Annotated in this window: 21 protein-coding genes; 12 read left to right on the top strand and 9 right to left on the bottom strand. The window is 64.1% G+C overall.

Annotation, left to right across the window (positions count from 1 at the left end; all coding sequences use genetic code 11):
- Positions 1–11: 11 nt before the first annotated feature.
- Complete coding sequence (locus GEV39_RS12555; RefSeq protein WP_173889387.1) at positions 12–1,205, bottom strand: lanthanide ABC transporter ABC transporter substrate-binding protein PedA1; 1,194 nt, start codon at positions 1,203–1,205, stop codon at positions 12–14.
- A 150-nt stretch (positions 1,206–1,355) separates the two neighbouring features.
- Between GEV39_RS12555 and GEV39_RS12550 the strand changes: the two genes are divergently transcribed.
- Both GEV39_RS12550 and GEV39_RS12545 read left to right on the top strand, forming a co-directional pair.
- Positions 1,356–2,630, top strand: coding sequence for a sensor histidine kinase (locus GEV39_RS12550; RefSeq protein ID WP_173889385.1), 1,275 nt, complete (start codon positions 1,356–1,358; stop codon positions 2,628–2,630).
- The gene (locus GEV39_RS12545; protein ID WP_054913003.1) at positions 2,630–3,268 is read left to right on the top strand and encodes a response regulator; all 639 of its coding nucleotides are present in this window, start codon (positions 2,630–2,632) and stop codon (positions 3,266–3,268) included. Before GEV39_RS12550 ends, GEV39_RS12545 begins: the two co-directional genes overlap by 1 nt.
- Positions 3,269–3,420: 152 nt before the next feature.
- On the opposite strand, the gene GEV39_RS12540 is transcribed toward GEV39_RS12545, so the two are convergent.
- Both GEV39_RS12540 and exaA read right to left on the bottom strand, forming a co-directional pair.
- A complete protein-coding gene (locus GEV39_RS12540) occupies positions 3,421–4,080 on the bottom strand; it encodes a pentapeptide repeat-containing protein (protein WP_173889383.1) in 660 nt (219 codons plus the stop codon).
- Positions 4,081–4,157: 77 nt separating this feature from the next.
- Positions 4,158–6,053 (bottom strand): quinoprotein ethanol dehydrogenase, encoded by a 1,896-nt coding sequence (exaA, locus tag GEV39_RS12535; RefSeq protein ID WP_173889381.1) that lies wholly within the window; start codon positions 6,051–6,053, stop codon positions 4,158–4,160.
- 254 nt (positions 6,054–6,307) lie between these two features.
- On the opposite strand from exaA, the gene pedF reads away from it, so the two are divergent.
- The 10 genes from pedF (at position 6,308) to GEV39_RS12485 (ending at position 16,648) form a co-directional block, all read left to right on the top strand.
- Positions 6,308–6,769 carry a cytochrome c-550 PedF gene (gene pedF, locus GEV39_RS12530; RefSeq protein ID WP_173889379.1) on the top strand — a complete coding sequence of 154 codons (462 nt, stop codon included), beginning with the start codon at positions 6,308–6,310 and terminating at the stop codon, positions 6,767–6,769.
- Positions 6,770–6,774: 5 nt separating this feature from the next.
- Positions 6,775–7,650 carry a substrate-binding periplasmic protein gene (locus tag GEV39_RS12525; RefSeq protein ID WP_173889377.1) on the top strand — a complete coding sequence of 292 codons (876 nt, stop codon included), beginning with the start codon at positions 6,775–6,777 and terminating at the stop codon, positions 7,648–7,650.
- Between the two features lie 35 nt (positions 7,651–7,685).
- Positions 7,686–8,453: a quinoprotein dehydrogenase-associated SoxYZ-like carrier gene (locus GEV39_RS12520; protein ID WP_054913001.1), complete on the top strand. Its 768-nt coding sequence runs from the start codon at positions 7,686–7,688 to the stop codon at positions 8,451–8,453.
- A 38-nt stretch (positions 8,454–8,491) separates the two neighbouring features.
- The gene (locus GEV39_RS12515; RefSeq protein WP_173889375.1) at positions 8,492–9,424 is read left to right on the top strand and encodes a quinoprotein relay system zinc metallohydrolase 1; all 933 of its coding nucleotides are present in this window, start codon (positions 8,492–8,494) and stop codon (positions 9,422–9,424) included.
- Between the two features lie 242 nt (positions 9,425–9,666).
- Positions 9,667–11,454 carry a PQQ-dependent alcohol dehydrogenase PedH gene (gene pedH / locus GEV39_RS12510; protein WP_173889374.1) on the top strand — a complete coding sequence of 596 codons (1,788 nt, stop codon included), beginning with the start codon at positions 9,667–9,669 and terminating at the stop codon, positions 11,452–11,454.
- A 119-nt stretch (positions 11,455–11,573) separates the two neighbouring features.
- Entirely contained in the window at positions 11,574–13,094 is a 1,521-nt protein-coding gene (exaC, locus tag GEV39_RS12505) for an acetaldehyde dehydrogenase ExaC (RefSeq protein ID WP_173889372.1), read from the top strand.
- Between the two features lie 258 nt (positions 13,095–13,352).
- Positions 13,353–13,424 carry a pyrroloquinoline quinone precursor peptide PqqA gene (pqqA, locus tag GEV39_RS12500; RefSeq protein ID WP_003243383.1) on the top strand — a complete coding sequence of 24 codons (72 nt, stop codon included), beginning with the start codon at positions 13,353–13,355 and terminating at the stop codon, positions 13,422–13,424.
- Positions 13,425–13,475: 51 nt separating this feature from the next.
- On the top strand, positions 13,476–13,748 hold the full coding sequence (gene pqqD, locus GEV39_RS12495; RefSeq protein WP_173889370.1) for a pyrroloquinoline quinone biosynthesis peptide chaperone PqqD: 273 nt from the start codon (positions 13,476–13,478) through the stop codon (positions 13,746–13,748).
- Between the two features lie 88 nt (positions 13,749–13,836).
- Positions 13,837–15,000 carry an alcohol dehydrogenase-like regulatory protein ErcA gene (gene ercA / locus GEV39_RS12490; RefSeq protein ID WP_009682320.1) on the top strand — a complete coding sequence of 388 codons (1,164 nt, stop codon included), beginning with the start codon at positions 13,837–13,839 and terminating at the stop codon, positions 14,998–15,000.
- Positions 14,984–16,648, top strand: a complete 1,665-nt coding sequence (locus GEV39_RS12485; protein ID WP_173889368.1) for a PAS domain-containing hybrid sensor histidine kinase/response regulator — start codon at positions 14,984–14,986, stop codon at positions 16,646–16,648. Before ercA ends, GEV39_RS12485 begins: the two co-directional genes overlap by 17 nt.
- A gap of 500 nt (positions 16,649–17,148) precedes the next feature.
- Here GEV39_RS12485 and GEV39_RS12480 read toward each other — a convergent pair whose 3' ends face one another.
- The 6 genes from GEV39_RS12480 to GEV39_RS12455 form a co-directional block, all read right to left on the bottom strand.
- Positions 17,149–17,871 (bottom strand): proteasome-type protease, encoded by a 723-nt coding sequence (locus GEV39_RS12480; protein WP_173889366.1) that lies wholly within the window; start codon positions 17,869–17,871, stop codon positions 17,149–17,151.
- Between the two features lie 73 nt (positions 17,872–17,944).
- A complete protein-coding gene (locus tag GEV39_RS12475) occupies positions 17,945–18,724 on the bottom strand; it encodes a transglutaminase family protein (RefSeq protein ID WP_173889365.1) in 780 nt (259 codons plus the stop codon).
- Entirely contained in the window at positions 18,721–19,671 is a 951-nt protein-coding gene (locus GEV39_RS12470; protein ID WP_173889363.1) for an alpha-E domain-containing protein, read from the bottom strand. Before GEV39_RS12470 ends, GEV39_RS12475 begins: the two co-directional genes overlap by 4 nt.
- Before the next feature lie 3 nt (positions 19,672–19,674).
- Complete coding sequence (locus tag GEV39_RS12465; RefSeq protein ID WP_173889361.1) at positions 19,675–21,084, bottom strand: circularly permuted type 2 ATP-grasp protein; 1,410 nt, start codon at positions 21,082–21,084, stop codon at positions 19,675–19,677.
- Positions 21,085–21,446: 362 nt separating this feature from the next.
- Entirely contained in the window at positions 21,447–22,484 is a 1,038-nt protein-coding gene (locus GEV39_RS12460) for a methionine synthase (RefSeq protein WP_173889359.1), read from the bottom strand.
- Positions 22,485–22,511: 27 nt separating this feature from the next.
- Positions 22,512–23,495, bottom strand: a complete 984-nt coding sequence (locus GEV39_RS12455) for a DUF1852 domain-containing protein (RefSeq protein WP_173889357.1) — start codon at positions 23,493–23,495, stop codon at positions 22,512–22,514.
- Positions 23,496–23,750: the final 255 nt, after the last annotated feature.

Genomic DNA, 23,750 nt, shown 5'->3' with positions numbered 1-23,750 from the left:
TGGTTGTCGGCTCAGGGGTACGTGCAGGTCACTTCGGGCTTGTCGTAGCCCAGGCTGTCCATTTCGTTGAAGGGGTGCAGGAAGCCCTCTTGTGGCGACGTGCTGACCAGTGCGCGAGGCTGTACCAGCGCAATCGGTTGGCGCAGCTCGCCGTTCCAGGGCCGGTAGCTGAGCTTGCGGCCTTTGAAACCGTCCAGGGGCAGTTGCTCGCTGAGCAGCAGCTGTTGCAGCGCCCGTGGGTCGGCCTGGCGCAGTTTGCTGACCGTGCTGGCAATGCTGCGCACGGCCATCCAGGCGGCGAAGTCACGGTCGTTCATCCAGCGCCCGGCCTGGGCCTCGAAACGTTTTTGCAGTTGCGCCGCGCCGAAGGTTTCCACGGTCTTGTGCCAACCGGTGGGGGTCAACCCCTGGGTGCCCGCCACTGGCCGCGGGTACCAGGTCTGGTAGGGCAGGTATTCGCCAAAGTCACCGCGCTCATCGGCCACCAGCACCACATCGTATTCGGCGGTTTGCGTGAACAGCGGCATGTCGGCCTGGGCGCTGCGGCGCTGGTCGTTGTCGAAGGTCCAGGCTTTTTCCGCGACCAGCTGCACGCCGAAGCGTTTCGCCGAGCGGCGCAGGGCGGCGGCGTAGGCCTGGTCATCTGCGGTCTGGCCGACCACCAGCAGCGCGCGTTGCCATTTGCGCAGCACCAGGAACTGCACCAGCGCATCGGCGAGCATTGCCCGGCCCGGCAGGCTGTGCAGCACGTTACCCAGGCACTGGCTGCTGCGCAGGCTGTCGTCGGGGCTGCCGGCATTGAACAGCAGGCTGTCGGGCAGCGCCGCGGCCAACGCGCGCAGGCTGGTGGCCGGGGCGTTGACCACGAACAGGCGCAGGCCTTGCTCGTGTTGTGCTTGGGCCGCCTGCAACAGCGCCTCGGGGCTGTCCACGTTGGCGCTGGCCAGCTGGAACTGTTGCTTGAGAAAACGGCCGGTGCTGTTGCTGTCGACGATCGCCAGCTCGGCGCCCTGCAGGCCAGCGTCGGCCGGTTCGGGGATGATATTGGACAGCAGCGGGCCCGGGTCGGGCCGGTAACCCAGATAGCCGATGCCCACGTGCAGTAGGGCGTCGGCCTGGCCCGCAGCGGCCGACGCAAGGGGCGCGGACAACACGGCGACCAAGGCCAGCAGGCAGGACAAGGCAAGGTGGGCAGGCTGGCGCATGACACACTCCACGGCAGATGGCGCCAGCATAGGAACCCCACCGGGCGCGGGAAATATGCAGAAAGTAGCGCTCGGCTGGTACCAAGGTAGTAATTTCCCGCGCCACCTACGGTTTTACGATGGGCCTCGGCACCCCTGAAGAGAGCTCCCATGCGCCTGTTCAACTTGTCTGCGCTGTGGCGCATCAACCTTTGGGTCACCGGCTGCTTCGCCCTGGTGACGGTGGCTTGTGCCGGGGTGCTGCTGCACCAGGCTGTGGCCGACGTGGAGCGTGAGCTGCAGTCTGCCGAAGCCGTGGTGACCTACCTTGCCGAGACTGCCGAGCGTGACCCGGCCAGTTTGCAGCCGGGCCTGACCCAGAACCTGCGCCATGTACGGGTGCATTGGCTGGCAGCTGGCGATGCCGCCCTGTTGCCGGGGGATGCCGGTGTGGATGCCTGGCTGGGCCGCCAGCTGTTCGGTCAACACCACCCAGGTGGCCGTTTACTGACACTGAGCGATGGCCGGCGGGTGCTGATTGCCGTGGATGCCCGCGATGAAATCGACGAAGTCTGGGAGTCGCTGGTGCAATTGCTGAGCTTGTGCGGCCTGGCGCTGGTATTGAGCCTGGTGACCATCCGTTGGGCGGTCGGGCGGGCCATGGGGCTGCTGGCTGAATTGCTGGGGGCGCTGCGGCAGGTGTCGGCGGGGCACCTGGCCGTGCGGTTGCGCGAGGCCAACCTGCCGGAGGCACGCCAGTTGGCTGCGCACTTCAACGCGATGGTGGCAAACCTGGAGCAGGCCCGGGCCGACAATACGCAGCTGACCCAGGCCCTGCTGGCGGTGCAGGAGCAGGAGCGCACCCGGCTGGCGCAGGCCCTGCACGATGACCTTGGGCAATACCTGGCCGGGATTCGCGCCCAGGGCTGCCTGTTGCGCATGGCGGCCGACCAGCCCGCCGTGGTCAAGCAGACCACACAGCAGCTGGAACTCAATTGCGAACATTTGCAGCAAGGGTTTCGTGCCCTGGTACAAGACCTGTATCCGGTGGCGCTGCAACACATGCCGCTGGCGCAGGCCGTTGGCCTGCTGGTGAGCCAGTGGCAGGCCAGCCAGGGCATCGATTGCCGGCTGCGGGTTGGCGAGCATTTGCCAGACTTGCCCGCGCCGAGCAGGACGCACTTGTACCGGCTGCTGCAGGAGGCGTTGACCAATGTCGCCCGGCATGCCGGCGCCAGCCAGGTGCGGGTGCGCCTGCAGCGCAGCGCCAAAGGGTTGCGCTTGTTCGTGCGCGACAACGGGTGCGGCGCGCGCCAACCGCGCCGGCCTGGGGTTGGCCTGCACTCGATGGCCGAACGCGCGCGCAGCCTGGGGGGTGAATTACGCATTTTCAGCCGCCCGGGTGGCGGTTGGGCGTTGGCGCTGAACATCCCCAAGGAGGTGTGATGAATATCGTACTGGTCGACGACCATGCTGTGGTCCGCCAAGGCTATGCCAGCCTGCTGCGGGCGGTATTGCCAGACATCCAGGTGCGCGAAGCGGCCAGTGGCGAAGAGGCGCTGGCCCTGGTGCACGAGCAGGTGCCCAACCTGGTGGTCATGGACTTCGGCCTGCCGGGCATCAGCGGCCTGGAAGCCACCCGCCGGCTGCGTCAGCGCCTGCCCCAGCTGCGAGTGCTGTTCTTCAGCATGCACGACGAGTTGCCCCTGGTGCGGCAGGCGCTGGAGGCCGGGGCGTCGGGCTACCTGACCAAGAATTCGGCGCCCGAGGTGCTGATCGAGGCGGTGCAGCGTGTGTTGGCCGGGCATGCCTACATTGAACAGCCGCTGGCCACGCAATTGGCCTGCACCACCCCGCACAATGAAAGCGACCCGCGCCTGCAGCGCATGACCCAGCGCGAGCTGGAGATTTTCGTCATGCTTGCCAAGGGCACCCCGGCGCGGCTGATTGCCGAGCAACTGTGCATCAGTGGCAAGACCGTGTCCAACCATTTGACCTTGCTCAAGAGCAAGCTGCAGGTCAGCTCGCATGCCGAGCTGGTGCACCTGGGGATTGACCTGGGGCTGGTGCGGGTAGCGGGGTAGGCCTTGTGTCGGGATGGGCTGCCTGTAGGAGCGGCCTTGTGTCGCGATGGGCTGCAAAGCAGCCCCAGGGTTTCAGCATGGTGCACAAATTGCCGGGGCTGCTTTGCAGCCCATCGCGACACAAGGCCGCTCCTACAGGCAGGGGCAATCAGTCATTTGTCCCAGGTTTCGGGGCAGCCTGTGCATCCCTCCATGTTGGCCTCCTGGAAATTCCCGTAATGCTGCCGTGCGCCGCGCAGGTCGGCGCGCGCCAGGTTGCTCTGGCCGAACTTGGCCTCCTGCAGGTTGGCATCGGCCAGCCTGGCCTCCTGCAGGTCGGCCTTGCTGAGCCAGGCCATTTCCAGGTCGGCAGCCTGCAGGTTGGCTTTGTGCAACTTGGCCCCGGACAACCGGGCGAACTGCAGATAGGCCGCGCTGAGGTCGGCGTTCTCGAACTGCGCGCCTTGGGCGAACAAGCCCCAGCCCTGAATGGCCACCAGGTGGCTATTGCTCAGGTCGGCCAGGCGCAGGTTGCTCTGCTGCAGGCTGGCGCGGGTGAGGTTGGCGCCTTGCAGGCGGGCTTTTTCCAGGTTGGCCAGGTCCAGTTGGGCGTGGCGCAGGTCGGCGTCGCGCAAGTCGGCGCCGGCCAGGTTCATCTTGCGCAGGTCCTGGTTGGCCAGGTTGGCGCCGCGCAGGTTGGCACCCGGGCACTGGCTGGCTTCGGCGATGACGCAGCCGTTGATGGTCAGTGGGGCATCGTCGCCCGCGTCTTCGGCCTGTGCGGCCAGGGCAGGCGAGAGCGCCAACAGCAGGGCAATGGGCAGGTAGTTCATGGCGAATGGCTCTCGTGGGTATAAGCACCAGGGGAAGGGGCCGCAACGCGGCCCCGGGTACACGCCACCTCAGGCGATTACCGCTGGGCGGTCTTGTTGTCCCAGCTCGGGATCTTGAACACCCAGAACGAGCCACCCTGGGCAACGGGCTTGGTCAGTTCGGCCATGTCGCCACCCCACAGCGGCACCGCACCGCCGTAGCCGACCGTCACGCCGATGTACTGCTCGCCATCCTGCTCCCAGGTGATGGGCGGGGACACGATGCCGCTGCCGGTCTGGAACTTCCACAGCTCCTTGCCCGTCTTGGCGTCGAAGGCCTTGAAGAAACCATCGCCGGTGCCGGTGAACACCAGGTTGCCCTTGGTTGCCAGCACGCCTGCCCACAGTGGCAGGTGCTCTTTGTGTTCCCACACCAGTTTGCCGGTGGTCGGATCCATCGCACGCAAAGTGCCGACGTGGTCGTCGTACATGCGCTTGATGCGGAAACCCATGCCGAGGTAGGCCGAGCCTTTCTTGTAGTTCACTTCCTCGGTCCAGTATTCCTCCTTCCACTGGTTGCCGGGGATGTAGAACAGGCCGGTGTCCTGGCTGTAGGCCATGGGGTTCCAGTTCTTGCCGCCGAGGAATGGCGGTGAAACCTCGACTGGCTTGCCTTTGGTTTCACCCGGCAGCGGCTTGGCCGGGCGCTGGCCGGGGTTTTCCACCGGGCGCCCGGTCTTCAGATCGATATGGCTGGCCCAGGTGATGTTGTCGACGAAGGGGAAGGCGTTCTGCAACTTGCCATTGTTGCGGTCGACCACATAGAAGAAGCCGTTGCGGTCGGCGTGGCCGGTGGCCTTGACCACCTTGCCGTCCTTGCCTTTGTAGTCGAACAGCACCAGTTCGTTGTTGCCGGAGAAGTCCCAGGCGTCGTTGGGGGTGTGCTGGTAGAACCACTTGACCTCGCCGGTGCTCGGGTCTACACCGACCTGGCCGGAGGTATACAGGCTGTCGTAGTCGTGCGGGTTGCCGTCTTTCGAGGTACGCGCCCAGGTGTTCCAAGGCCCCGGGTTGCCTGCCCCGACTATGATGGTATTGGTTTGCGGATCGAAGCTGGCGCTTTGCCAAGGGGCGCCGCCACCATGGCTCCAGGCTTCGACCTTGCCGGTTTCGGTGGTGGGGTCATCTGGCCAGGACGGTGCCTTGACGTCGCCGGTCGGGGTGCTGTCCTTGCCATTCAGGCGGCCCATGTGGCCCTCGACGAAAGGCCGCATCCACACTTCTTCCCCGGTGTCCGGGTCGCGTGCGAACAATTGCCCGACCACGCCGAATTCATCCCCCGAGCTGCCGTGGATCAGCAGGACCTTGCCACTGGTTTTGTCCTTGATCAGCACCGGCGCGCCGGTCATGGTGTAGCCGGCACTGTGGTCGCCGAACTTCTTGTTCCAAACCACCTTGCCGGTGTGCTTGTCCAGGGCCACGACCCGCGCGTCGAGGGTGCCGAAGTAGATCTTGTCGCCGTAGATGGCGGCGCCCCGGTTGACCACGTCGCAGCAGGGGCGAATGTTGTCGGGCAGGCGGTGGTTATAGGTCCACAGGCGTTTGCCGGTTTTGGCATCGAGGGCAAATACCCGTGAGTACGACCCTGTCACATAGACCACACCGTCGCTGACGATGGCCTGCGATTCCTGGCCGCGCTGCTTCTCGTCGCCGAACGAGTAGGACCACGCCGGGGTGAGCTTGAACACGTTCTTGTCGTTGACCTGGGCCAACGGGCTCCAGCGCTGGGCATTGGTGCCCATGCCGTACTGCAGCACGTCGTTGGTGGTGAGGTGGTCGTTGGCGATGTCTTCCCAGGTGACGTTCTTGGTGGCAGTTGCCGCAGGGGGGGTGGCCGCTGTTGCCACGCTGCCCAAGGCCAGGCTACCGGCCATCAGCAGCACGCGCACGCTCAAGGCCAGCGGGGAAAGGGCGGGTAGCGATCTTATTGTCATGGTTGCAGTTCCCAGTGGAGGTTTTGGCCTGCACAGGGTGGGCCGCCGGGGCGTTCGCCGGATACGGAAAAAATCCCGCCATTGCCGGGAAGAGTTCCCGGCCGGCACCTCATTTGGCCGTTCGCCACAAGCCCTACTACCAAGGGAGTAAGGCGCGACCACCAAAGCAGCATTCGGCCGGGTGGCGGGTGTTTTTAAGATGGCGACACGGCCTCTGTGGTTGAGGCTTTGCGTGCAATGGTGAGGGCATAACAATGACAACAAAACGCAATGTGTGGCTTGCTGCAGCCTTGTTGGCCGGCGCGGTAATGACCGGTACGGCCTGGGCCCATGGCAATGTAGTCCCACAGGCGGTAGAGACCAAGGGGCTGACCCCGGTCAAGGACGCTGGGGTGAGCCTGGACGCAGACGGCTGGGCGGCGGTCAACCCTTACCGCAGCTCGCCGGAACACGACAAGGCAGTCGAGATCGGCGCCTCGGCCTATAACCAGAACTGCGCGGCCTGCCATGGCCTGGAAGCCAAGTCTGGCGGCATTGCCCCGGACCTGCGGCTGCTCGATGCCGGCGACGCCGGCGATGAATGGTTCGTCGAGCGTGTGCGCCATGGCGCGGTGCGCGACGGCCGCGTGTACATGCCGAAAATGGCCGACTACCTGAGCCAGGAGGCCTTGTGGGCGGTGCGCACATACCTGGACAGCGTGCACGTCGAGGAGTAACGGCCATGCGCCTGATGGCGGTGCTGTTCGGTGCCCTGTTGCTGTGCTGTGCGGCGGCCCAGGCGCAAGTGCGCAACTACGACACGATCATCGCTGCCGGGGAGCTGAAGGTCGCGGTGTACAAGGACTTTGCGCCATACAGTTTCCAGGACCACGGCCAGCCGCGGGGCGTGGATGTGGACCTGGCGCAGGCACTGGCCGAGGCGATGGGCGTGCGCCTGAAACTGATCTGGGCGCCGCCTGGGGAAAAGCTCGACGACGACCTGCGGGACTACATCTGGCGCGGCAGCCCGCTGCGCCATCAGCAATTGGCAGACCTGATGCTGCGAGTGCCCTACGACCACGACTATGCGCAGAAGCGCAACGAGCTGGGCGAGCTGGAAAACGCCCAGGTGGTGATGTTCGGCCCGTATCAGCAAGAACGTTGGCAGGTGGCCTATGACCGCCGCCGCTTGGCTACGGTGGCCAGTGTCGCGGTGTTCCAGCAGCATCCAATCGGGGTAGAGGTCGACAGCGTGCCGTCGTTCTACCTAACCTCGGTGTTCAACGGCATGCTCAGCGCCAAGACCCACCATTACCCCGGCGTGCAGCAAGCCTTCGCCGCCATGCAGGCCGGTGAGGTAGACGCGGTGATGGCCATGCGCGGCGAGGTCGACTGGCAACTGCATGAGGCCGCGAACCCACAGCTGGCGTTGGCGGAAAATGCGTACCCCAACCTGGGCAAGCAGGCCTGGGACATCGGCATGGCCGTGCATGAAAGCAACCGGCAGTTGGCCTATGCGGTCGAGGAGGCGCTAGAGGTGTTGATACGGGAGGGGCGCATGCAGGCGATCTATGCCCAGTACGGCCTGCGTTACCAGGTGCCGGAAATGTACCAGTAGCCTGGGCTCGGCAGCCCGGTAAATGGGAGCGGATCATGAACCTCAAAGCAACCTTGCTGCTGGCCTGCTGGCTACCTTGGGCAAGCCAGGCCCTGGCCAGCGAGCCGCGTGCCAGCCAGGACCCGGTGCCCTCGGTGATGTGGGACTTCTACCACAAGCAACTGCTCGACCAGGCAGCGTTCGTCTTCGATGAGCGGGTCAAGCTGCTGGCTCCCCCTTTTGCCGAGGACGCACGCCAGGTGCCGTTGGAAATCGATGCCCGCGCGTTCACTGGCGAGGTGGTGCGCATCATTGCCTGGGCCGAACTCAACCCGCTGCCGCGCATTGTCGACTTCCAGCCCGGCGAACGGGTACTGCCGTGGTTATCGCTGCGTATCCGTATCGAGCAGGCCACACCACTTCGCGCGGCGGTGCTCACGCGCGACGGCCTGTGGCACGTGGGCTCGACCCTGATCGATGCTGCCGGCGGTGGTTGTACCGCCCCCAGCGTGGTGCGCACCCAGCCCGGCTGGGAAGAGCACCTCGGCGAGGTGCTGGGGGGCCGCTACCCGCGTGGCGACAGCAGCCGCCTGCGCCTGCAGGTGGCGCACCCGATGGACAACGGCCTGGTCAGTGGCATTCCCGAGTTCTACCTCAACCATGCCGAGTTGCAAGGCGCCGATGGCCAGCGCCTGGCCAGCCTGACGCTGTACCCGGCAGTCAGCGAGAACCCGAACCTGAGTTTCGATATCCAGGGCCCCGGGCCGACCCGGCTGTTGTTGCAGGACAACAGCGGTAACCAGTTCGAAGCGGCAGTGCCTTGAGCGCGGTCGCCATCCACCCCTGAACCGAGGCGCCTGCCATGCGTTGGATCCTGCTGTTGCTGTTGTGCCTGGGCCTTGCGGCCCAGGCCAACCTGGATTACCGGCTCGCCCCCCGGCAGATTGCCGAGGGTACCTGGCTGCTGGAGGGCAGTACCGACAACTTCGCCAAGGCCAATGGCGGCAACGTGGTCAACACGGCCTTCATCGTGACCGACGAGGGGGTGGTGGTGATCGACAGCGGGCCGTCCAGACGCTATGGCGAGGCCTTGCGCCAGGCGATTGCCACGGTGACCGACAAGCCGGTGCTGGAAGTGCTGCTGACCCATCATCACCCGGACCATGTGCTGGGCAACCAGGCGTTCACCGACGTGCCCATCGGCGCCCTGGCCGGCACCGCAGCGTTGCTGCGCGAGCAAGGCGATGCCATGGCGGAAAACATGTACCGCCTGGTTGGTGACTGGATGCGAGGCACCGAGGTGGTGCTGCGGACCCGGGTCGTGGAGCCGGGTGTGCGCGAGGTGGGCGGGCACCGCCTGCGCCTGCTCGGGCTACGCGGGCATACCGGTGCGGACCTGGCGATCCTCGATGAAACGACCGGGGTGCTGTTTGCCGGCGACCTGCTGTTTTATCAGCGTGCCCTGACCACCCCCAACAGCCCGGGCCTCGATGTGTGGCTGCACGACCTCGACACCTTGCAGGCGCTGCCCTGGAAGCAGCTGGTAGCCGGCCACGGGCCGCTGGCCAGTGATGCGCAACCCTTTGTGCAGATGCGCGACTACCTCACCTGGCTGGACAACCTGCTGCGCGACGGCGCCGCCCGTGGCGACGATATGGCCGAAATGATCCGCAGCCCGATACCCGAGCGCTTTGCTGGCCTGAGCCTGACGCGTTACGAGCTTATTCGCAGTGTCAGCCACCTATACCCGTGGTACGAACGCCAGCAACTTCGGCGGGTAGATAGTACGCCCTGAGCCAGACACTACGGCGTGGGAGCGGCCATGCGCCCCGAAAGGGCGGCGCAGCAGCGCCGGCAATTTCCGCTGACACCAACCCAGGGGCCGCTTTGCGCCCCTTTCGTTTAAAAGGCAGCTGCTACCAAGGAACTAGAAATCTCCACACTGCGAGCAATTGTTGGCAAACACCCCGGGACCAAGAATTCCCGGCACACCGGGAAAATTTCCCGGGCACAACAAAAAAACCAAAGGTAGCCGACATGACCCGATCCCCACGTCGTCCCGCGTTCGCCGTGAGCCTGGTGCTCAGCGCCATGTTGCTGGCCGGCGCTGCCCACGCCGCCGTCAGCACTGAAGACATCCTCCAGGACCCGAAGAACCCCCAGCAGATCGTGACCAATGGCCTGGGCGTGCAGGGCCAGCGTTATAGCCCGCTGGACATGCTCAACACCAACAACGTGAAGGAACTGCGCCCGGTCTGGGCGTTTTCCTTCGGCGGTGAGAAGCAGCGCGGCCAACAGGCGCAGCCGCTGATCAAGGATGGGGTGATGTACCTGACCGGCTCCTACTCGCGGGTATTCGCCGTGGACGCGCGCACCGGCAAGAAACTGTGGCAGTACGATGCGCGCCTGCCCGATGACATCCGCCCATGCTGCGACGTGATCAACCGGGGCGTGGCGTTGTACGGCAACCTGGTGTTCTTCGGCACCCTCGACGCCAAGCTGGTGGCGCTGAACAAGGACACCGGCAAGGTGGTGTGGAGCAAGAAGGTGGCCGACCACAAGGAAGGCTATTCGATCAGCGCCGCGCCAATGATCGTCAACGGCAAGCTGATTACCGGCGTGGCTGGCGGCGAGTTCGGTGTGGTGGGCAAGATCCAGGCCTACAACCCGGAAAACGGTGAGCTGCTGTGGATGCGTCCTACCGTGGAAGGCCACATGGGGTATGTGTACAAGGACGGCAAGGCCATCGAAAACGGTATTTCCGGTGGCGAAGCCGGCAAGACCTGGCCGGGCGACCTGTGGAAGACCGGCGGTGCAGCGCCGTGGCTGGGCGGCTACTACGACCCGGAAACCAACCTGATCCTGTTCGGCACTGGCAACCCGGCGCCGTGGAACTCCCACCTGCGCCCAGGGGACAACCTGTATTCCTCATCGCGCCTGGCACTGAACCCGGACGATGGCACGATCAAATGGCATTTCCAGAGCACGCCACACGACGGTTGGGACTTTGACGGCGTCAACGAGCTGATCTCGTTCAACTACAAGGACGGCGGCAAAGAGGTCAAGGCCGCCGCCACTGCCGACCGCAACGGCTTCTTCTACGTGCTGGACCGCACCAACGGCAAGTTCATCCGCGGCTTCCCCTTCGTCGACAAAATCACCTGGGCCACTGGCCTGGACAAGAACGGCCGGCCGATCTACAACGAGGCCAGCCGCCCGGGGGCACCGGGTAGCGAAGCCAAGGGCAGCTCGGTGTTCGTTGCCCCGGCGTTCCTCGGTGCGAAAAACTGGATGCCGATGGCCTATAACCAGGACACCGGTCTGTTCTACGTGCCCTCCAACGAGTGGGGCATGGACATCTGGAACGAGGGCATTGCCTACAAGAAAGGGGCGGCGTTCCTGGGCGCCGGCTTCACCATCAAGCCGCTCAACGAAGATTACATCGGTGTGCTACGTGCCATCGACCCGGTCAGCGGCAAGGAAGTGTGGCGCCACAAGAACTATGCACCGCTGTGGGGTGGGGTACTGACCACCAAGGGCAACCTGGTGTTCACCGGTACCCCGGAAGGCTTCCTGCAGGCGTTCAACGCCAAGACCGGCGACAAGGTCTGGGAGTTCCAGACCGGCTCTGGCGTGCTCGGTTCGCCGGTGACCTGGGAAATGGACGGCGAGCAGTACGTGTCGGTGGTGTCCGGCTGGGGCGGCGCGGTGCCGCTGTGGGGCGGCGAAGTGGCCAAGCGGGTCAAGGACTTCAACCAGGGCGGCATGCTCTGGACCTTCAAGTTGCCCAAGCAGTTGCAGCAGACCGCCAGCGCCAAACCTTGACCCCTACTACCAAATGACGAGAGCCCCGCTGCCAACGATGCATTCGCCTGGCAGGCGGGGCTTCTTACCATCGGCATATCGCCTGTCGTGGGACAGGCATTGACCTGCAGAGGCTCAGCATGATCTACGCACAACCCGGAACCCCAGGCGCCGTCGTCTCCTTCAAGCCGCGCTATGGCAACTTCATCAATGGCGAGTTCGTGGCGCCTTTGGCTGGCCAGTACTTCACCAACAGCTCGCCGGTCAACGGCCAACCGATTGCCGAATTCCCACGCTCTACCGCGCAGGATATCGAGCGCGCACTGGACGCTGCACATGCCGCGGCTGACGCGTGGGGCAAGACCTCGGTGCAGGAGCGTGCCCGGGCACTGCTGAAAATCGCCGACCGAATCGAGCAGAACCTCGAAGTGCTGGCGGTTACCGAAAGCTGGGACAACGGCAAGGCCGTACGCGAAACCCTGAATGCCGACGTGCCGCTGGCGGCGGATCACTTCCGTTATTTTGCCGGCTGCATTCGTGCCCAGGAAGGTGGCGCGGCGGAAATCAACGAGACCACCGTGGCGTATCACCTGCACGAACCGCTGGGTGTGGTCGGGCAGATTATCCCGTGGAACTTCCCGTTGCTGATGGCCGCCTGGAAACTCGCCCCGGCGTTGGCGGCGGGTAACTGCGTGGTGCTGAAACCGGCCGAGCAGACGCCGCTGTCGATCACCATTTTTGCCGAGCTGATCGCCGACCTGCTGCCGGCCGGGGTGCTGAACATCGTCCAGGGCTATGGCCGTGAGGCTGGAGAGGCGCTGGCCACCAGCAAGCGTATTGCCAAGATCGCCTTCACCGGGTCCACCCCGGTGGGCTCGCACATCATGAAGTGCGCGGCCGAGAACATCATCCCGTCGACTGTCGAACTGGGTGGCAAGTCGCCGAACATCTTCTTTGAAGACATCATGCAGGCGGAGCCGGCGTTCATCGAGAAAGCCGCCGAGGGCCTGGTCTTGGCGTTCTTCAACCAGGGCGAGGTGTGCACCTGCCCGTCGCGCGCGCTGATCCAGGAGTCGATCTACGAACCGTTCATGGCCGAGGTGATGAAGAAGATCGCCAAGATCAGCCGTGGTAACCCGCTGGACACCGAAACCATGGTCGGCGCTCAGGCGTCGGAGCAGCAGTACGACAAGATCCTCTCGTACCTGCAGATTGCTCGGGAGGAGGGTGCCGAATTGCTCACTGGCGGTGCTGCCGAGCGCCTGCAGGGTGATCTGGCCAGCGGCTATTACATTCAGCCGACCCTGCTCAAGGGCCACAACCAGATGCGCGTGTTCCAGGAAGAGATCTTCGGCCCGGTGGTGGGGGTGACCACCTTCAAGGACGAAGCCGAGGCCCTGGCGATCGCCAACGACAGCGAGTTCGGCCTAGGTGCCGGCCTGTGGACCCGCGACATCAACCGCGCCTACCGCATGGGCCGCGGCATCAAGGCCGGGCGGGTGTGGACCAACTGCTACCACCTTTACCCCGCGCATGCGGCATTCGGTGGCTACAAGAAGTCGGGTGTGGGCCGCGAGACGCACAAGATGATGCTCGACCATTACCAGCAGACCAAGAACCTGCTGGTGAGCTACGACATCAACCCGTTGGGCTTCTTCTGACCCCCTGATGAACCTGCGCGGTTGGAGCAGCGGCTTTGTGTCGCGGCCCGGCTGCGCAGCCACCCTCATTGCTGTAGCGGTGCAACGAATGCCGGGCCGCCTCCCCAGGCGCCCTGGCTGGCCTGACGGCAATGTGGGGCAACCCCGTTGCTACCAATGCACCCGGCAAACTCGTTCCAAAGTAGCATTCGCCCGCACCACCGCCCATGCATTAATGCCTCTACCGGAATCGCCCGGCACAAGAAGAGGACATGCCCCATGTGGACCAAACCCGCCTACACCGACCTGCGCATTGGCTTTGAAGTGACGATGTACTTCGCCAATCGCTGACGTCTACCGGCCACCGTCAAGGTGGCCGGATCCCCACGCCCGGTGCCTGACGTGAAACTGATCGACCGCCAGCAGACACTGGCCCTGGCCAAGGGCTTGCGGCTACGCTGGGACCCGTTGCAGGCATGCCATGTGCTGCTGTACCCGGGGGGCGTCATCGAGCTCAACGCCAGCGCTGGCTGGGTGCTGGAGTTGCTGGACGGCCAGCGCAGTACGGCAGCGATCATCGACCAGCTGGCACAGCGTTTTCCCGAGGTTCCCGGCCTTGGCGAGGACGTACTGGCGTTCCTGGAGGTGGCCCGCGCCAAGGCGTGGATCGAATGATGCCTGTGCCGCTTTGGTCTGGTTGCTTTCGCCGCGGGATGCTTTACGCTGGCGGTTATCTTCCAGAACAATAAGAACAGGCTTTACGATGAGCCAGAGTTTCAGCCCCCTTCGCAAGTTCGTTTCGCCTGAAATCATCTTTGGTGCCGGCTGCCGCCACAATGTGGCCAACTACGCCAAGACCTTTGGTGCGCGCAAGGTCCTGGTGGTCAGCGACCCTGGGGTGATTGCCGCTGGCTGGGTGGCCGACGTCGAGGCCAGCCTGCAGGCGCAGGGTATCGACTATTGCCTGTACACGGCCGTTTCGCCCAACCCCCGGGTCGAGGAGGTGATGCTCGGCGCCGAGATCTACCGGCAGAACCACTGCGATGTGATCGTCGCGGTCGGTGGTGGCAGCCCGATGGATTGCGGCAAGGCCATTGGTATCGTGGTCGCCCACGGGCGCAGCATCCTCGAGTTCGAGGGCGTGGACATGATTCGCGTGCCCAGCCCGCCGTTGATCCTGATCCCAACCACCGCCGGTACCTCGGCCGACGTGTCGCAGTTCGTGATCATCTCCAATCAGCAGGAGCGCATGAAGTTCTCCATCGTCAGCAAGGCGGTGGTGCCCGACGTGTCGCTGATCGACCCGCAAACCACGTTGAGCATGGACCCGTTCCTGTCGGCCTGTACCGGCATCGATGCGCTGGTGCATGCCATCGAGGCGTTCGTGTCTACCGGTCATGGCCCGCTGACCGACCCCCATGCGCTGGAAGCCATGCGCCTGATCAACGGCAACCTGGTAGAAATGATCGCCAACCCCGGCGACATCGCCCTGCGCGAGAAGATCATGCTTGGCAGCATGCAGGCGGGGCTGGCGTTCTCCAACGCGATCCTGGGCGCGGTGCATGCCATGTCGCACAGCCTCGGCGGTTTCCTCGACCTGCCTCATGGCCTGTGCAATGCGGTGCTGGTCGAGCACGTGGTGGCGTTCAACTACAGTTCGGCGCCCGAGCGTTTCAAGGTCATTGCCGAGGTCTTCGGCATCGACTGCCGCGGCCTCAACCACCGGCAGATCTGCGGCCGCCTGGTGGAACACCTGATTGCCCTGAAGCACGCCATCGGCTTCCATGAAACCTTGGGCCTGCACGGGGTGCGCACGGCCGATATTCCGTTCCTGTCGCAACATGCGATGGATGACCCGTGCATCCTCACCAACCCGCGCGCGTCGAGCCAGCGAGATGTCGAGGTGGTCTATGGCGAGGCCCTCTGACGAGCAGCAGCGCGCGCTGGCAGGGCTGTTGGGCCTGGGCGACCACTCGGCGCGCAAAAGCCATTACCCGGAATTGTCTGCCCGGCTGGATGAACTGGAAGCTGAGCGCAACCGTTACAAATGGCTGTTCGAGAACGCCGTACACGGCATTTTCCAGGCCAGCCTGCAGGACGGCATGCGTGCTGCCAACCCGGCACTGGCCCGCATGCTCGGCTATGACGACCCACAGCAAGTGCTGTTTTCCCTGACCGACCTGGCGACCCACCTGTTCGATGGCGGTGCGCAAGAGCTACAGGCGATTACCGCGATTCTCGCCAGGGAGCACAGCCTGCATGGCTATGAAACCCGGCTGCGGCGCAAGGATGGCAGCCACCTCGATGTGCTGATGAACTTGCTGCTCAAGCCCGGTCACGAAGGCCTGGTTGAAGGGTTCGTGGCCGATATCACCGAGCGCAAGCAGGCCCAGCAGCGCCTGCAACAGCTCAATGATGAACTGGAGCAACGGGTTGCTGCACGTACCGATGAGCTGATCGAGGCGCGCGATGCTGCCCAAGCCGCCAACCGCAGCAAGGACAAGTACCTGGCCGCTGCCAGCCATGACCTGCTGCAACCGCTGAACGCCGCGCGCCTGTTGATCTCCACCTTGCGTGAGCGGCCGCTGCCAGACGCCGAACATGTGCTGGTGGAGCGTACCCACCAGGCGCTGGAGGGCGCCGAAGACCTGCTGACCGATTTGCTGGATATCTCGCGGCTCGACCAGGCTGCGGTCAGGCCCGATGTGGCGGTTTATCGCCTGGACGAGCTGTTTGCGCCTTTGATTTCAGAATTCCGCTCGGTGGCCGATGCCGCGGGCCTGAAATTTCACGCCAGGGTTGCCGATTATGCCGTCAGCACGGATCTGCGCTTGCTGACGCGCATTCTGCGCAACTTCCTCAGCAACGCCTGCCGCTACACCGACGAGGGCCGGGTTCTGTTGGGCGCGAGGCGCCGCGGCGAACACTTGCGCCTGGAGGTATGGGACAGCGGGCGCGGCATTGCCCAGGACCGTTTGCAAGCCATATTCCTGGAGTTCAACCAACTGGACGTTGGCCGCGCGGCGGACCGCAAGGGGGTAGGCCTGGGGTTGGCCATCGTCGAGCGGATCGCCAAGATTCTCGGCTACCGAATCGAAGTGCGTTCGTGGCCTGGGCGTGGGTCGGTGTTCAGCATCGAGGTGCCGCTTGGCCAGGCGCTGCCGCCGCCCCTGCAGCCCGCGCTGCCCCCGCCCACTGCCGGCAACCCGCTGCCGGGCCGTCGCCTGCTCGTGCTGGACAACGAAGTGAGCATTCTCGAAAGCATGGGCGCGTTGCTGGGGCAGTGGGGCTGCGAGGTGGTTACCGCCACCGACCAGCAGGGTGCCTTGCAGGCGCTTGAAGGCCGCGCTCCGGAGCTGATCCTGGCTGACCTTCATCTGGATCACGGCGTGGTGGGGTGTGAGGTGGTGCGGCAGTTGCGCGAACATTTCGCCACCGCCATACCGGCGGTCATCATCACTGCCGACCGCAGTGACCAGTGCCGGCGCTCGTTGCGCAAGCTTGGCGCACCGTTGCTGAACAAACCGGTGAAACCAGGCAAGTTGCGTGCGGTATTGAGCCAGTTGCTTGGCTGAGGGGGGTGAAGCGTATTGGGGGCGGCACGGCCCGTTGAGGGTGCGGGCTCATCCGCGAAGAAGCCGGACCTGCTGGCGGGATTTCCCGGCCATTCGCCGTTGCAGCCGCCACCGCATTCGCGGGTAAACCCGCTCCTACACTGGTCGGTGATGACTACATATCTGCGGATCGGCACCGCCCGTTGTAGGAGCGGGTTCACCCGCGAAGAGGCCGGGCCTGCTGGCGGGATTTCCTGGCCACTCGCCGTTGCAGCCGCCGCCGCATTCGCTGGTTGTTGATGGCTACGTAATGCGGATAGGCACCGCCCGTTGTAGGAGCGGGTTCACCCGCGAAGAGGCCGGGCCTGCTGGCGAAATTCCTGACCATTCACCGTTGCAGCCGCCACCGCATTCGCGGGTAAATCCGCTCCTACGCTGGTCTGTGGTGACTGCGTGTCCGCGGACCGACGAGGCCTTTTGTGGGGGCAACCGCAATGAGGGCGGGGCTGCTGGCTAGTTTTTCAGCCATACGGCGGCGCCGGCAGCTCGGCCAGCAAGGTTTTCAGGCCTTCGCCCCACTGCCGGCGGATCTGCTGGTAATAGGCATCGTCGCTGGCGATGCGGATGGGCTGCGGTGCCTCCAGGGCATCGGCACGGTACACCAGCAAATCCAGGGGCATGCCCACCGACAGGTTGCTGCGGATGGTGGAGTCGAACGAGATCAGGCCACAGCGCAACGCCTCATCCAGCGGGGTGCGATAGTCAAGGTTGCGGTCGAGTATGGGCCGCCCGTATTTGCTTTCCCCCAACTGCAGGAAAGGCGTGTCGCGCGTGGCCTGGAAAAAGTTGCCCTGGGCATAGACGTTGTGGATCGCCATCGGCCCGCCCGCAATCTGGCCACCGACGATGAACGAGCTGCTCAGGTCGATACCGGCAGTCAGCTTGCTGCGGTCGCGGCACACCACTTCGCGCAGGGTATCGGCCACCAGCACCGTGGCATCATAGAGCGTGGCGACATTCAGCAGGTGCGGGCCGCTGCCCTGGCTGCGCTGCTGCAGCAGGTTGACCACTGACTGCGAGGTTGCCAGGTTGCCCGCCGTCTGCAGCACGATCAGGCGCTCACCCGGTACGCTGAAGACGAACAACTTGGCAAAGGTGGAGATCTGGTCGATACCGGCATTGGTGCGTGAGTCGCTGATGAAAACCAGCCCGTCTTGCAGGTGCATGGCGACACAGTAAGTCATGCAAGTTCCCTTGTGTGGCAGAGGTAGTGGCCTTGCTGCAGGCGCGCAGCAAGGCTGGCTTGAGGGCCAGGCGTCACTGGCGATGCACGTGGACGCTGGCTTGCATGGACTCGGTGCCACCCCCACGGCGCACGCCCCTGACCGGGCAGGCATCGAGGTAGTCCAGGCCCACGGCCAGCTTCAGGTGCCGCTCGGGCCGGGTCAGGCGGTTGGTGATGTCGAAGCTGTACCAGGCGTCGTCGACCCAGGCTTCGGCCCATGCATGGCTGGCCAGGTGCTGTTCATCCTCGGTGCACAGGTAGCCGGAAACATAGCGGGCCGGTACCCCCAGGCTACGGGCGCAGGCCAGGAAGGCATGGGTATGGTCTTGGCACACGCCCGCACCGGCATTGAACGCTTCGCTGGCCGTAGTGCCGACGCAGGTCGACCCTGGGCTGTAGGGCATGCGCTCGGCCAGCCCCTGCATCAGGTCGATCAATGCGGCGCGGTCACGGTGCGTGCCGCATTGCTGGGCGGCGAAGGCCACCAGCGCATCGTCGGCCAGGGTCAGGTGGCTGCCGCGCAAGAACGGCAGGGGTGACTGGCAGGCTGCCTCCTGTTCGCAGCCCGGGTCGATCTCGACCTGGCCGCTGGCAGTGAGGGCCAGATGCCCATGGGGTTTGTCCAGCGTCAGCACATGCAGGATGTTGCCATACGGGTCGATCTGGCCCTTCACCTTGCAAGGCAGGTCCAGTTGCCATTCGACGATGCGCTGGCGTTCGCTGCTGCGCGGGGTCAGGCGCAGGAACTGAATGCTGTTGGACACATCGCTGGCGTAGCTGTAGGTGGTGTCGTGGCGGATGGACAGTTTCATACAACCTCCAGGTAGGAGTGATGGACCGCCTGGCCCAGTTGGTTGACGCGGCCGATGAAATCGCTGAGCCAGGGATGCAGCCCGGCGTCGAGGATTTCGTCGATGGCGGTGTAGCGCAGCCGCGCGTTGAGTTCCGCAGCCAGCCGCTGGGCCGCTCGCCCGGTACTGCCAGGCAGGCCGGCCAGGATCTGGTCCAACTCCTCGATACAGGCATGCAGCGAGCGCGGCACGTCGACGCGCAGCAACAGCAATTCTGACACCGGCCGGGCACTGGGCGCGGCGCGGTAGATTTCATTGAAGGCTTCGTAGGAGGTCAGGGCGCGCAGCAAGGCGCTCCACTGGTAAAACCCCCGGGCCGAGTCGTCGCTGACCTCGTCGGAGGCCTCGCCGAACATTTCATAGCGCGCATCGAGCAGGCGCAGGGTGTTGTCGGCCCGTTCCAGGAAGGTGCCCAGGCGAATGAAGCTGTAGGCATCGTTGCGCATGATGGTACCGGAGGTGGCGCCGCGGAACAGGTGCGAGCGCTCCTTGACCCAGTCACAGAACTGGCTGATGCCGTAGCGGCCCAGCCCGTTGCTGGCAATGTTGCGCATTTCGATCCAGGTGGCGTTGATGTTCTCCCACATGTCGGCCGTTATCCGCCCGCGCACTGCATGGGCGTTGGTCCTGGCCGCCTGCAGGCAGCAGTAGATGCTGCCGGGGTTGGTGGCATCAAGGGCGAAGAAGTGCAGCATGCGCTCGGTGTCGAGCTCGGCGTGGCGACGGATGTAGTCGTCGAGCGTGCCCGAGGCCAACAGTGACATGGCCAGTTCGGCATGGCCGTCGCTGCGCCCCGCCTGCGGCATCAGTGACAGCGAGTAGCTGACCTCGAGCATGCGCGCCAGGTTTTCCGCACGTTCCAGGTAGCGGGACATCCAGTACAGATCGGAAGCAGTTCGCGAAAGCATGGTTCAGTCCTCCACCACCCAGGTGTCTTTGGTGCCGCCGCCTTGCGACGAGTTGACCACCAGCGAGCCTTCCTTCAGCGCCACGCGGGTCAGGCCGCCTGGCACCAGGCGGGTTTCGCCGCCCGACAGTACGAACGGGCGCAGGTCGATATGCCGCGGCGCGATGCCGCTGTCGACAAAGGTCGGGCAGGTGGACAGGCACAAGGTCGGTTGCGCGATATAGGCATGTGGGCGCGCTTTGATGCGGGCGCGGAAGTCCTCGATCTGCGCGGCAGTGGCGGCGGGCCCGACCAGCATGCCGTAGCCGCCGGAGCCCTGGGTTTCCTTGACCACCAGCTCGGGCAGGTTGGCCAGTACATGGGACAGGTCGGCCGGCTTGCGGCATTGCCAGGTCGGTACGTTGTTGAGGATCGGCTCCTCGCTTAGGTAAAAGCGGATCATGTCGGCGACATAAGGGTAGATCGACTTGTCGTCGGCTACGCCGGTGCCCACCGCGTTGGCCAGCACTACGTTGCCGGCGCGGTACACCGAAATCAGCCCGGGCACGCCCAGCATCGAGTCGGGGTTGAATGAGAGGGGGTCGAGGTAGTCGTCGTCCAGCCTGCGGTAAATCACATCGACCCGTTGCGGGCCGGCGGTCGTGCGCATGTACACATGCTCGTCGCGCACGAACAGATCGGCGCCTTCGACCAGCTCGATGCCCATTTCGCGGGCGAGGAAGGCATGCTCGAAATAGGCACTGTTGAAGCGTCCTGGGGTAAGCAGCACAGCAGTGGGGTTATCCAGCGGGCTGGCGCTTTTGAGCGTGTCCAGCAGCAGGTTGGGGTAGTGGTCGATGGGCGCGATGCGCTGGGCGGCGAACAGCTCGGGGAACAGGCGCATCATCATCTTGCGGTCTTCGAGCATGTAGCTGACACCACTGGGGGTGCGCAGGTTGTCTTCCAGCACGAAATAGCTGCCATCGCCATCGCGCACCAGGTCCACGCCGGCGATGTGCGCATACAGGCCCCGGTGCAGGTCCAGGCCCTGCATGGCGATCTGATAACCCTCGTTGGCCAGGACCTGCTCTGGCGGGATGATCCCGGCCTTGAGGATGCGCTGGTCATGGTAGATGTCTTCCAGGAACAGGTTCAGGGCCTGCACGCGCTGGATACAGCCGCGCTCGACCGTACGCCACTCGCTGGCGCGGATGCTGCGCGGGATGATATCGAAGGGGATCAGCCGCTCGGTGTCCTGTTTGTCGCCATACAAGGTAAAGGTGATACCGGCGCGGTGGAACAGCAGGTCGGCCTCGCGCCGGCGCTGCTCCAGCAGCTCCAGCGGGGTGTTCGCCAGCCAGCGGGCGAACTCCTGGTAGTGCGGGCGGCAGCTGCCGTTCGCGTCGTACATTTCATTGAAAAAAGCCCGGGACATACCCACTCCTTGCCGCCGTTACCGGCAGCTTCATTGCCGTTCATCTGCGTCTTTCAGGGTGCTGCCTTGCTGGTAAGTGGGGGTGTCGTCAGCCTCGGTCGCGTTGGGTTGCGGGTGCATTCCGTTCACCAACCAGCATTGCAATGAAAGTGCCGGAAACCCGGTGCAGTGCCGGGCAGGCCAGGGAATGGGCGGTGGGCAGCGGATTTGCTGGGCGGCGCCTGGCCCAGGCGTGGTGAGGTGGCGGCCGGCTGACCGGCCGGCGTGCATCAAAACAGGGCGCCTGGTGTGCAGCCGCGTTTTTTGAACCGCGTTGGTGCGTACCGCCATGCCGGCCAGGCCAAGCAGGCGGTTCAATACCCTCAACCCGCGTTGGCGGTCAGTTCCTGGCGAACGATGGCAGCCCCGGCGCTCAACGCCTTGAGCTTGCCGCTGGCGACCGCGCGCGGCAGTGGGGCCATGCCGCAGTTGGTGCAGGGGTAGAGCTTGTCGGCGTCGACGAACTGCAACGCCTTGCGCAGGGTGTCGGCCACGGCTTCGGGCGTTTCGATGGCAGGGTTGGCGACATCGATGGCACCGACCATGACCTTCTTGCCCCGAATCAGCTCAAGCAGTTCCATCGGCACATGGGCGTTGTGGCACTCCAGCGAAATGATATCGATGCTCGACTGCTGCAACGTCGGGAACACCTGCTCATATTGCCGCCATTGCGCCCCCAGGGTCTGTTTCCAATCGGTGTTGGCCTTGATCCCGTAGCCATAGCAGATGTGTACCGCCGTTTCGCACTTGAGCCCTTGAACGGCGCGCTCCAGGGCGGCCACGCCCCAGTCGTTGACCTCATCGAAGAACACATTGAACGCCGGTTCGTCGAACTGGATGATATCGACGCCCGCCGCTTCCAGTTCCAGGGCTTCCTGGTTGAGTAGCCTGGCAAATTCCCAGGCCAGTTTTTCCCGGCTTTTGTAATGGCTGTCATACAGCGTGTCGATCATGGTCATGGGGCCCGGCAGCGCCCACTTTATTGGCTGGGCAGTTTGCTGGCGGAGGAACCTGGCATCGTCGACGAACACAGGTGCCTGTCGCGCGACAGCACCCACCACCGAGGGCACGCTGGCGTCGTAGCGATCGCGAATGCGCACGGTCTGGCGTTGCTGGAAATCGACCCCGCTCAAGTGTTCGATGAACGTGGTCACGAAATGTTGGCGGGTCTGTTCGCCGTCACTGACGATATCGATGCCCGCGTGCTGCTGTTCCTGCAAGGCCAGGCGCAAGGCGTCCTGTTTGCCTTCGGCCAGCTGCGCGCCCTGCAACTTCCAGGGTGACCAGAGTGTTTCAGGCTCCGCCAGCCAGGAAGGCTTGGGCAAACTGCCGGCAGTGGAGGTGGGAAGTAGCGTGTTCATCAGCGGTTACCTTGTGCGTTGAGGTGATCAGCCGGCGTATTGAGCGGACCATTGCTCCAGGGTTGCCTGGTACGGTTTGACGAAGCGCTCCTCGGCAAACCTGCCTTGTTCGAGCGCCAGGCGGCTGCGCTCTTCGCGGTCGTAGACAATGCGTGTAAGCGAATAGTCCTGGTGCTGGAGGCTCGGTTGGTAGGCCATTGCGGCTGCCGCATTGGCGTTGTAGATCTCGGGGCGGTAGATCTTCTGAAAGGTTTCCATGGTGCTGATGGTGCTGATCAGCTCCAGGTTGCTGTAGTCGGCCAACAGGTCACCGGCAAAGTAGAAGGCCAATGGCGCCACACTGCCGGGCGGCATGAAGTAGCGCACCTTGAGCCCCATCCTGCTGAAGTATTCGTCGGTCAGCGAGTGGTCGTTCTGGTGATACTCGACGCCCAACACCGGGTGCTGGTTTTCAGTGCGGTGGTAAACCCTGCTGCTCGACACACTCAGGCAGATGACCGGCGGCTTGTCGAAGTGCGCCTTGTAGGTGGCCGAGTTGATGAAGCACTTGAACAGCTTGCCATGCAGTTCGCCAAAGTTGTCCGGCGTGCTGAAGCTTGGCCGACCCTTGTTGTGTTCCAGCAACAAGACACTGAAGTCGTAGTCCCGCACGTACGAGGAAAAGTTGTTACCGACCATGCCGTCGATACGGCGGTTGGTGGTGTGGTCGACGATATGGGTCTGCAACAGCTCGATCAGCGGCAGGCCGCTGCTGCGCTGTTCACTGTGCAGGTGCAGTTCTACCGAAATGATATCCAGCTCTACGCTGTAACGGTCTGCACAATCATTGTCCCAGTGGGCCAGGGCGTTGAAGCGGTTGTCGATCATCTGCAGGGTGTTGCGCAGGTTTTCCTGGCGGTTTTTTCCCCGCGCCAGGTTGGCGAAATTGGTGGTGATGCGAGTGTTTTCGCCGGGCTGGTAGTGTTCGTCGAAAGCGATGCGCTGCACAGTGAATTGCGGTGCGTAAGCCATGTTGTGCGGTGTCCTGATGCCTGGCTAGCGCCGTTGGGTAGTGCAAGCAGGCAACTATTGCCGTGGCGCGAGCGACGTGATGTCCGTGTTCAGGCCGTATTCTAGGCAGGGTCTTGCATGAATGATATTGAAGATAAATCACTAATGATTTAGCAGCGCTCATGATAGTGGGGTGTCGAGCGTAGGCAACGGCTGGGAAAGACTGTGCTTGCGGTCGAGCGCGGGCGGTTTGCCGCTGTGATCTTGCTCGCAATT

The organism is Pseudomonas sp. NY5710, from assembly GCF_013305665.1.
Lineage (GTDB): Bacteria > Pseudomonadota > Gammaproteobacteria > Pseudomonadales > Pseudomonadaceae > Aquipseudomonas > Aquipseudomonas juntendi.
This window is presented reverse-complemented; position numbering and strand designations above follow the sequence as displayed.

Excerpts from the sequence above, each read along its gene's own strand:
- GEV39_RS12555 (WP_173889387.1), bottom strand. The coding sequence starts at position 1,205 with ATGCGCCAGCCTGCCCACCTTGCCTTGTCCTGCCTGCTGGCCTTGGTC.
- GEV39_RS12550 (WP_173889385.1), top strand. The coding sequence starts at position 1,356 with ATGCGCCTGTTCAACTTGTCTGCGCTGTGGCGCATCAACCTTTGGGTC.
- GEV39_RS12545 (WP_054913003.1), top strand. The coding sequence starts at position 2,630 with ATGAATATCGTACTGGTCGACGACCATGCTGTGGTCCGCCAAGGCTAT.
- GEV39_RS12540 (WP_173889383.1), bottom strand. The coding sequence starts at position 4,080 with ATGAACTACCTGCCCATTGCCCTGCTGTTGGCGCTCTCGCCTGCCCTG.
- exaA (WP_173889381.1), bottom strand. The coding sequence starts at position 6,053 with ATGACAATAAGATCGCTACCCGCCCTTTCCCCGCTGGCCTTGAGCGTG.
- pedF (WP_173889379.1), top strand. The coding sequence starts at position 6,308 with ATGACAACAAAACGCAATGTGTGGCTTGCTGCAGCCTTGTTGGCCGGC.
- GEV39_RS12525 (WP_173889377.1), top strand. The coding sequence starts at position 6,775 with ATGCGCCTGATGGCGGTGCTGTTCGGTGCCCTGTTGCTGTGCTGTGCG.
- GEV39_RS12520 (WP_054913001.1), top strand. The coding sequence starts at position 7,686 with ATGAACCTCAAAGCAACCTTGCTGCTGGCCTGCTGGCTACCTTGGGCA.
- GEV39_RS12515 (WP_173889375.1), top strand. The coding sequence starts at position 8,492 with ATGCGTTGGATCCTGCTGTTGCTGTTGTGCCTGGGCCTTGCGGCCCAG.
- pedH (WP_173889374.1), top strand. The coding sequence starts at position 9,667 with ATGACCCGATCCCCACGTCGTCCCGCGTTCGCCGTGAGCCTGGTGCTC.
- exaC (WP_173889372.1), top strand. The coding sequence starts at position 11,574 with ATGATCTACGCACAACCCGGAACCCCAGGCGCCGTCGTCTCCTTCAAG.
- ercA (WP_009682320.1), top strand. The coding sequence starts at position 13,837 with ATGAGCCAGAGTTTCAGCCCCCTTCGCAAGTTCGTTTCGCCTGAAATC.
- GEV39_RS12485 (WP_173889368.1), top strand. The coding sequence starts at position 14,984 with ATGGCGAGGCCCTCTGACGAGCAGCAGCGCGCGCTGGCAGGGCTGTTG.
- GEV39_RS12480 (WP_173889366.1), bottom strand. The coding sequence starts at position 17,871 with ATGACTTACTGTGTCGCCATGCACCTGCAAGACGGGCTGGTTTTCATC.
- GEV39_RS12475 (WP_173889365.1), bottom strand. The coding sequence starts at position 18,724 with ATGAAACTGTCCATCCGCCACGACACCACCTACAGCTACGCCAGCGAT.
- GEV39_RS12470 (WP_173889363.1), bottom strand. The coding sequence starts at position 19,671 with ATGCTTTCGCGAACTGCTTCCGATCTGTACTGGATGTCCCGCTACCTG.
- GEV39_RS12465 (WP_173889361.1), bottom strand. The coding sequence starts at position 21,084 with ATGTCCCGGGCTTTTTTCAATGAAATGTACGACGCGAACGGCAGCTGC.
- GEV39_RS12460 (WP_173889359.1), bottom strand. The coding sequence starts at position 22,484 with ATGAACACGCTACTTCCCACCTCCACTGCCGGCAGTTTGCCCAAGCCT.
- GEV39_RS12455 (WP_173889357.1), bottom strand. The coding sequence starts at position 23,495 with ATGGCTTACGCACCGCAATTCACTGTGCAGCGCATCGCTTTCGACGAA.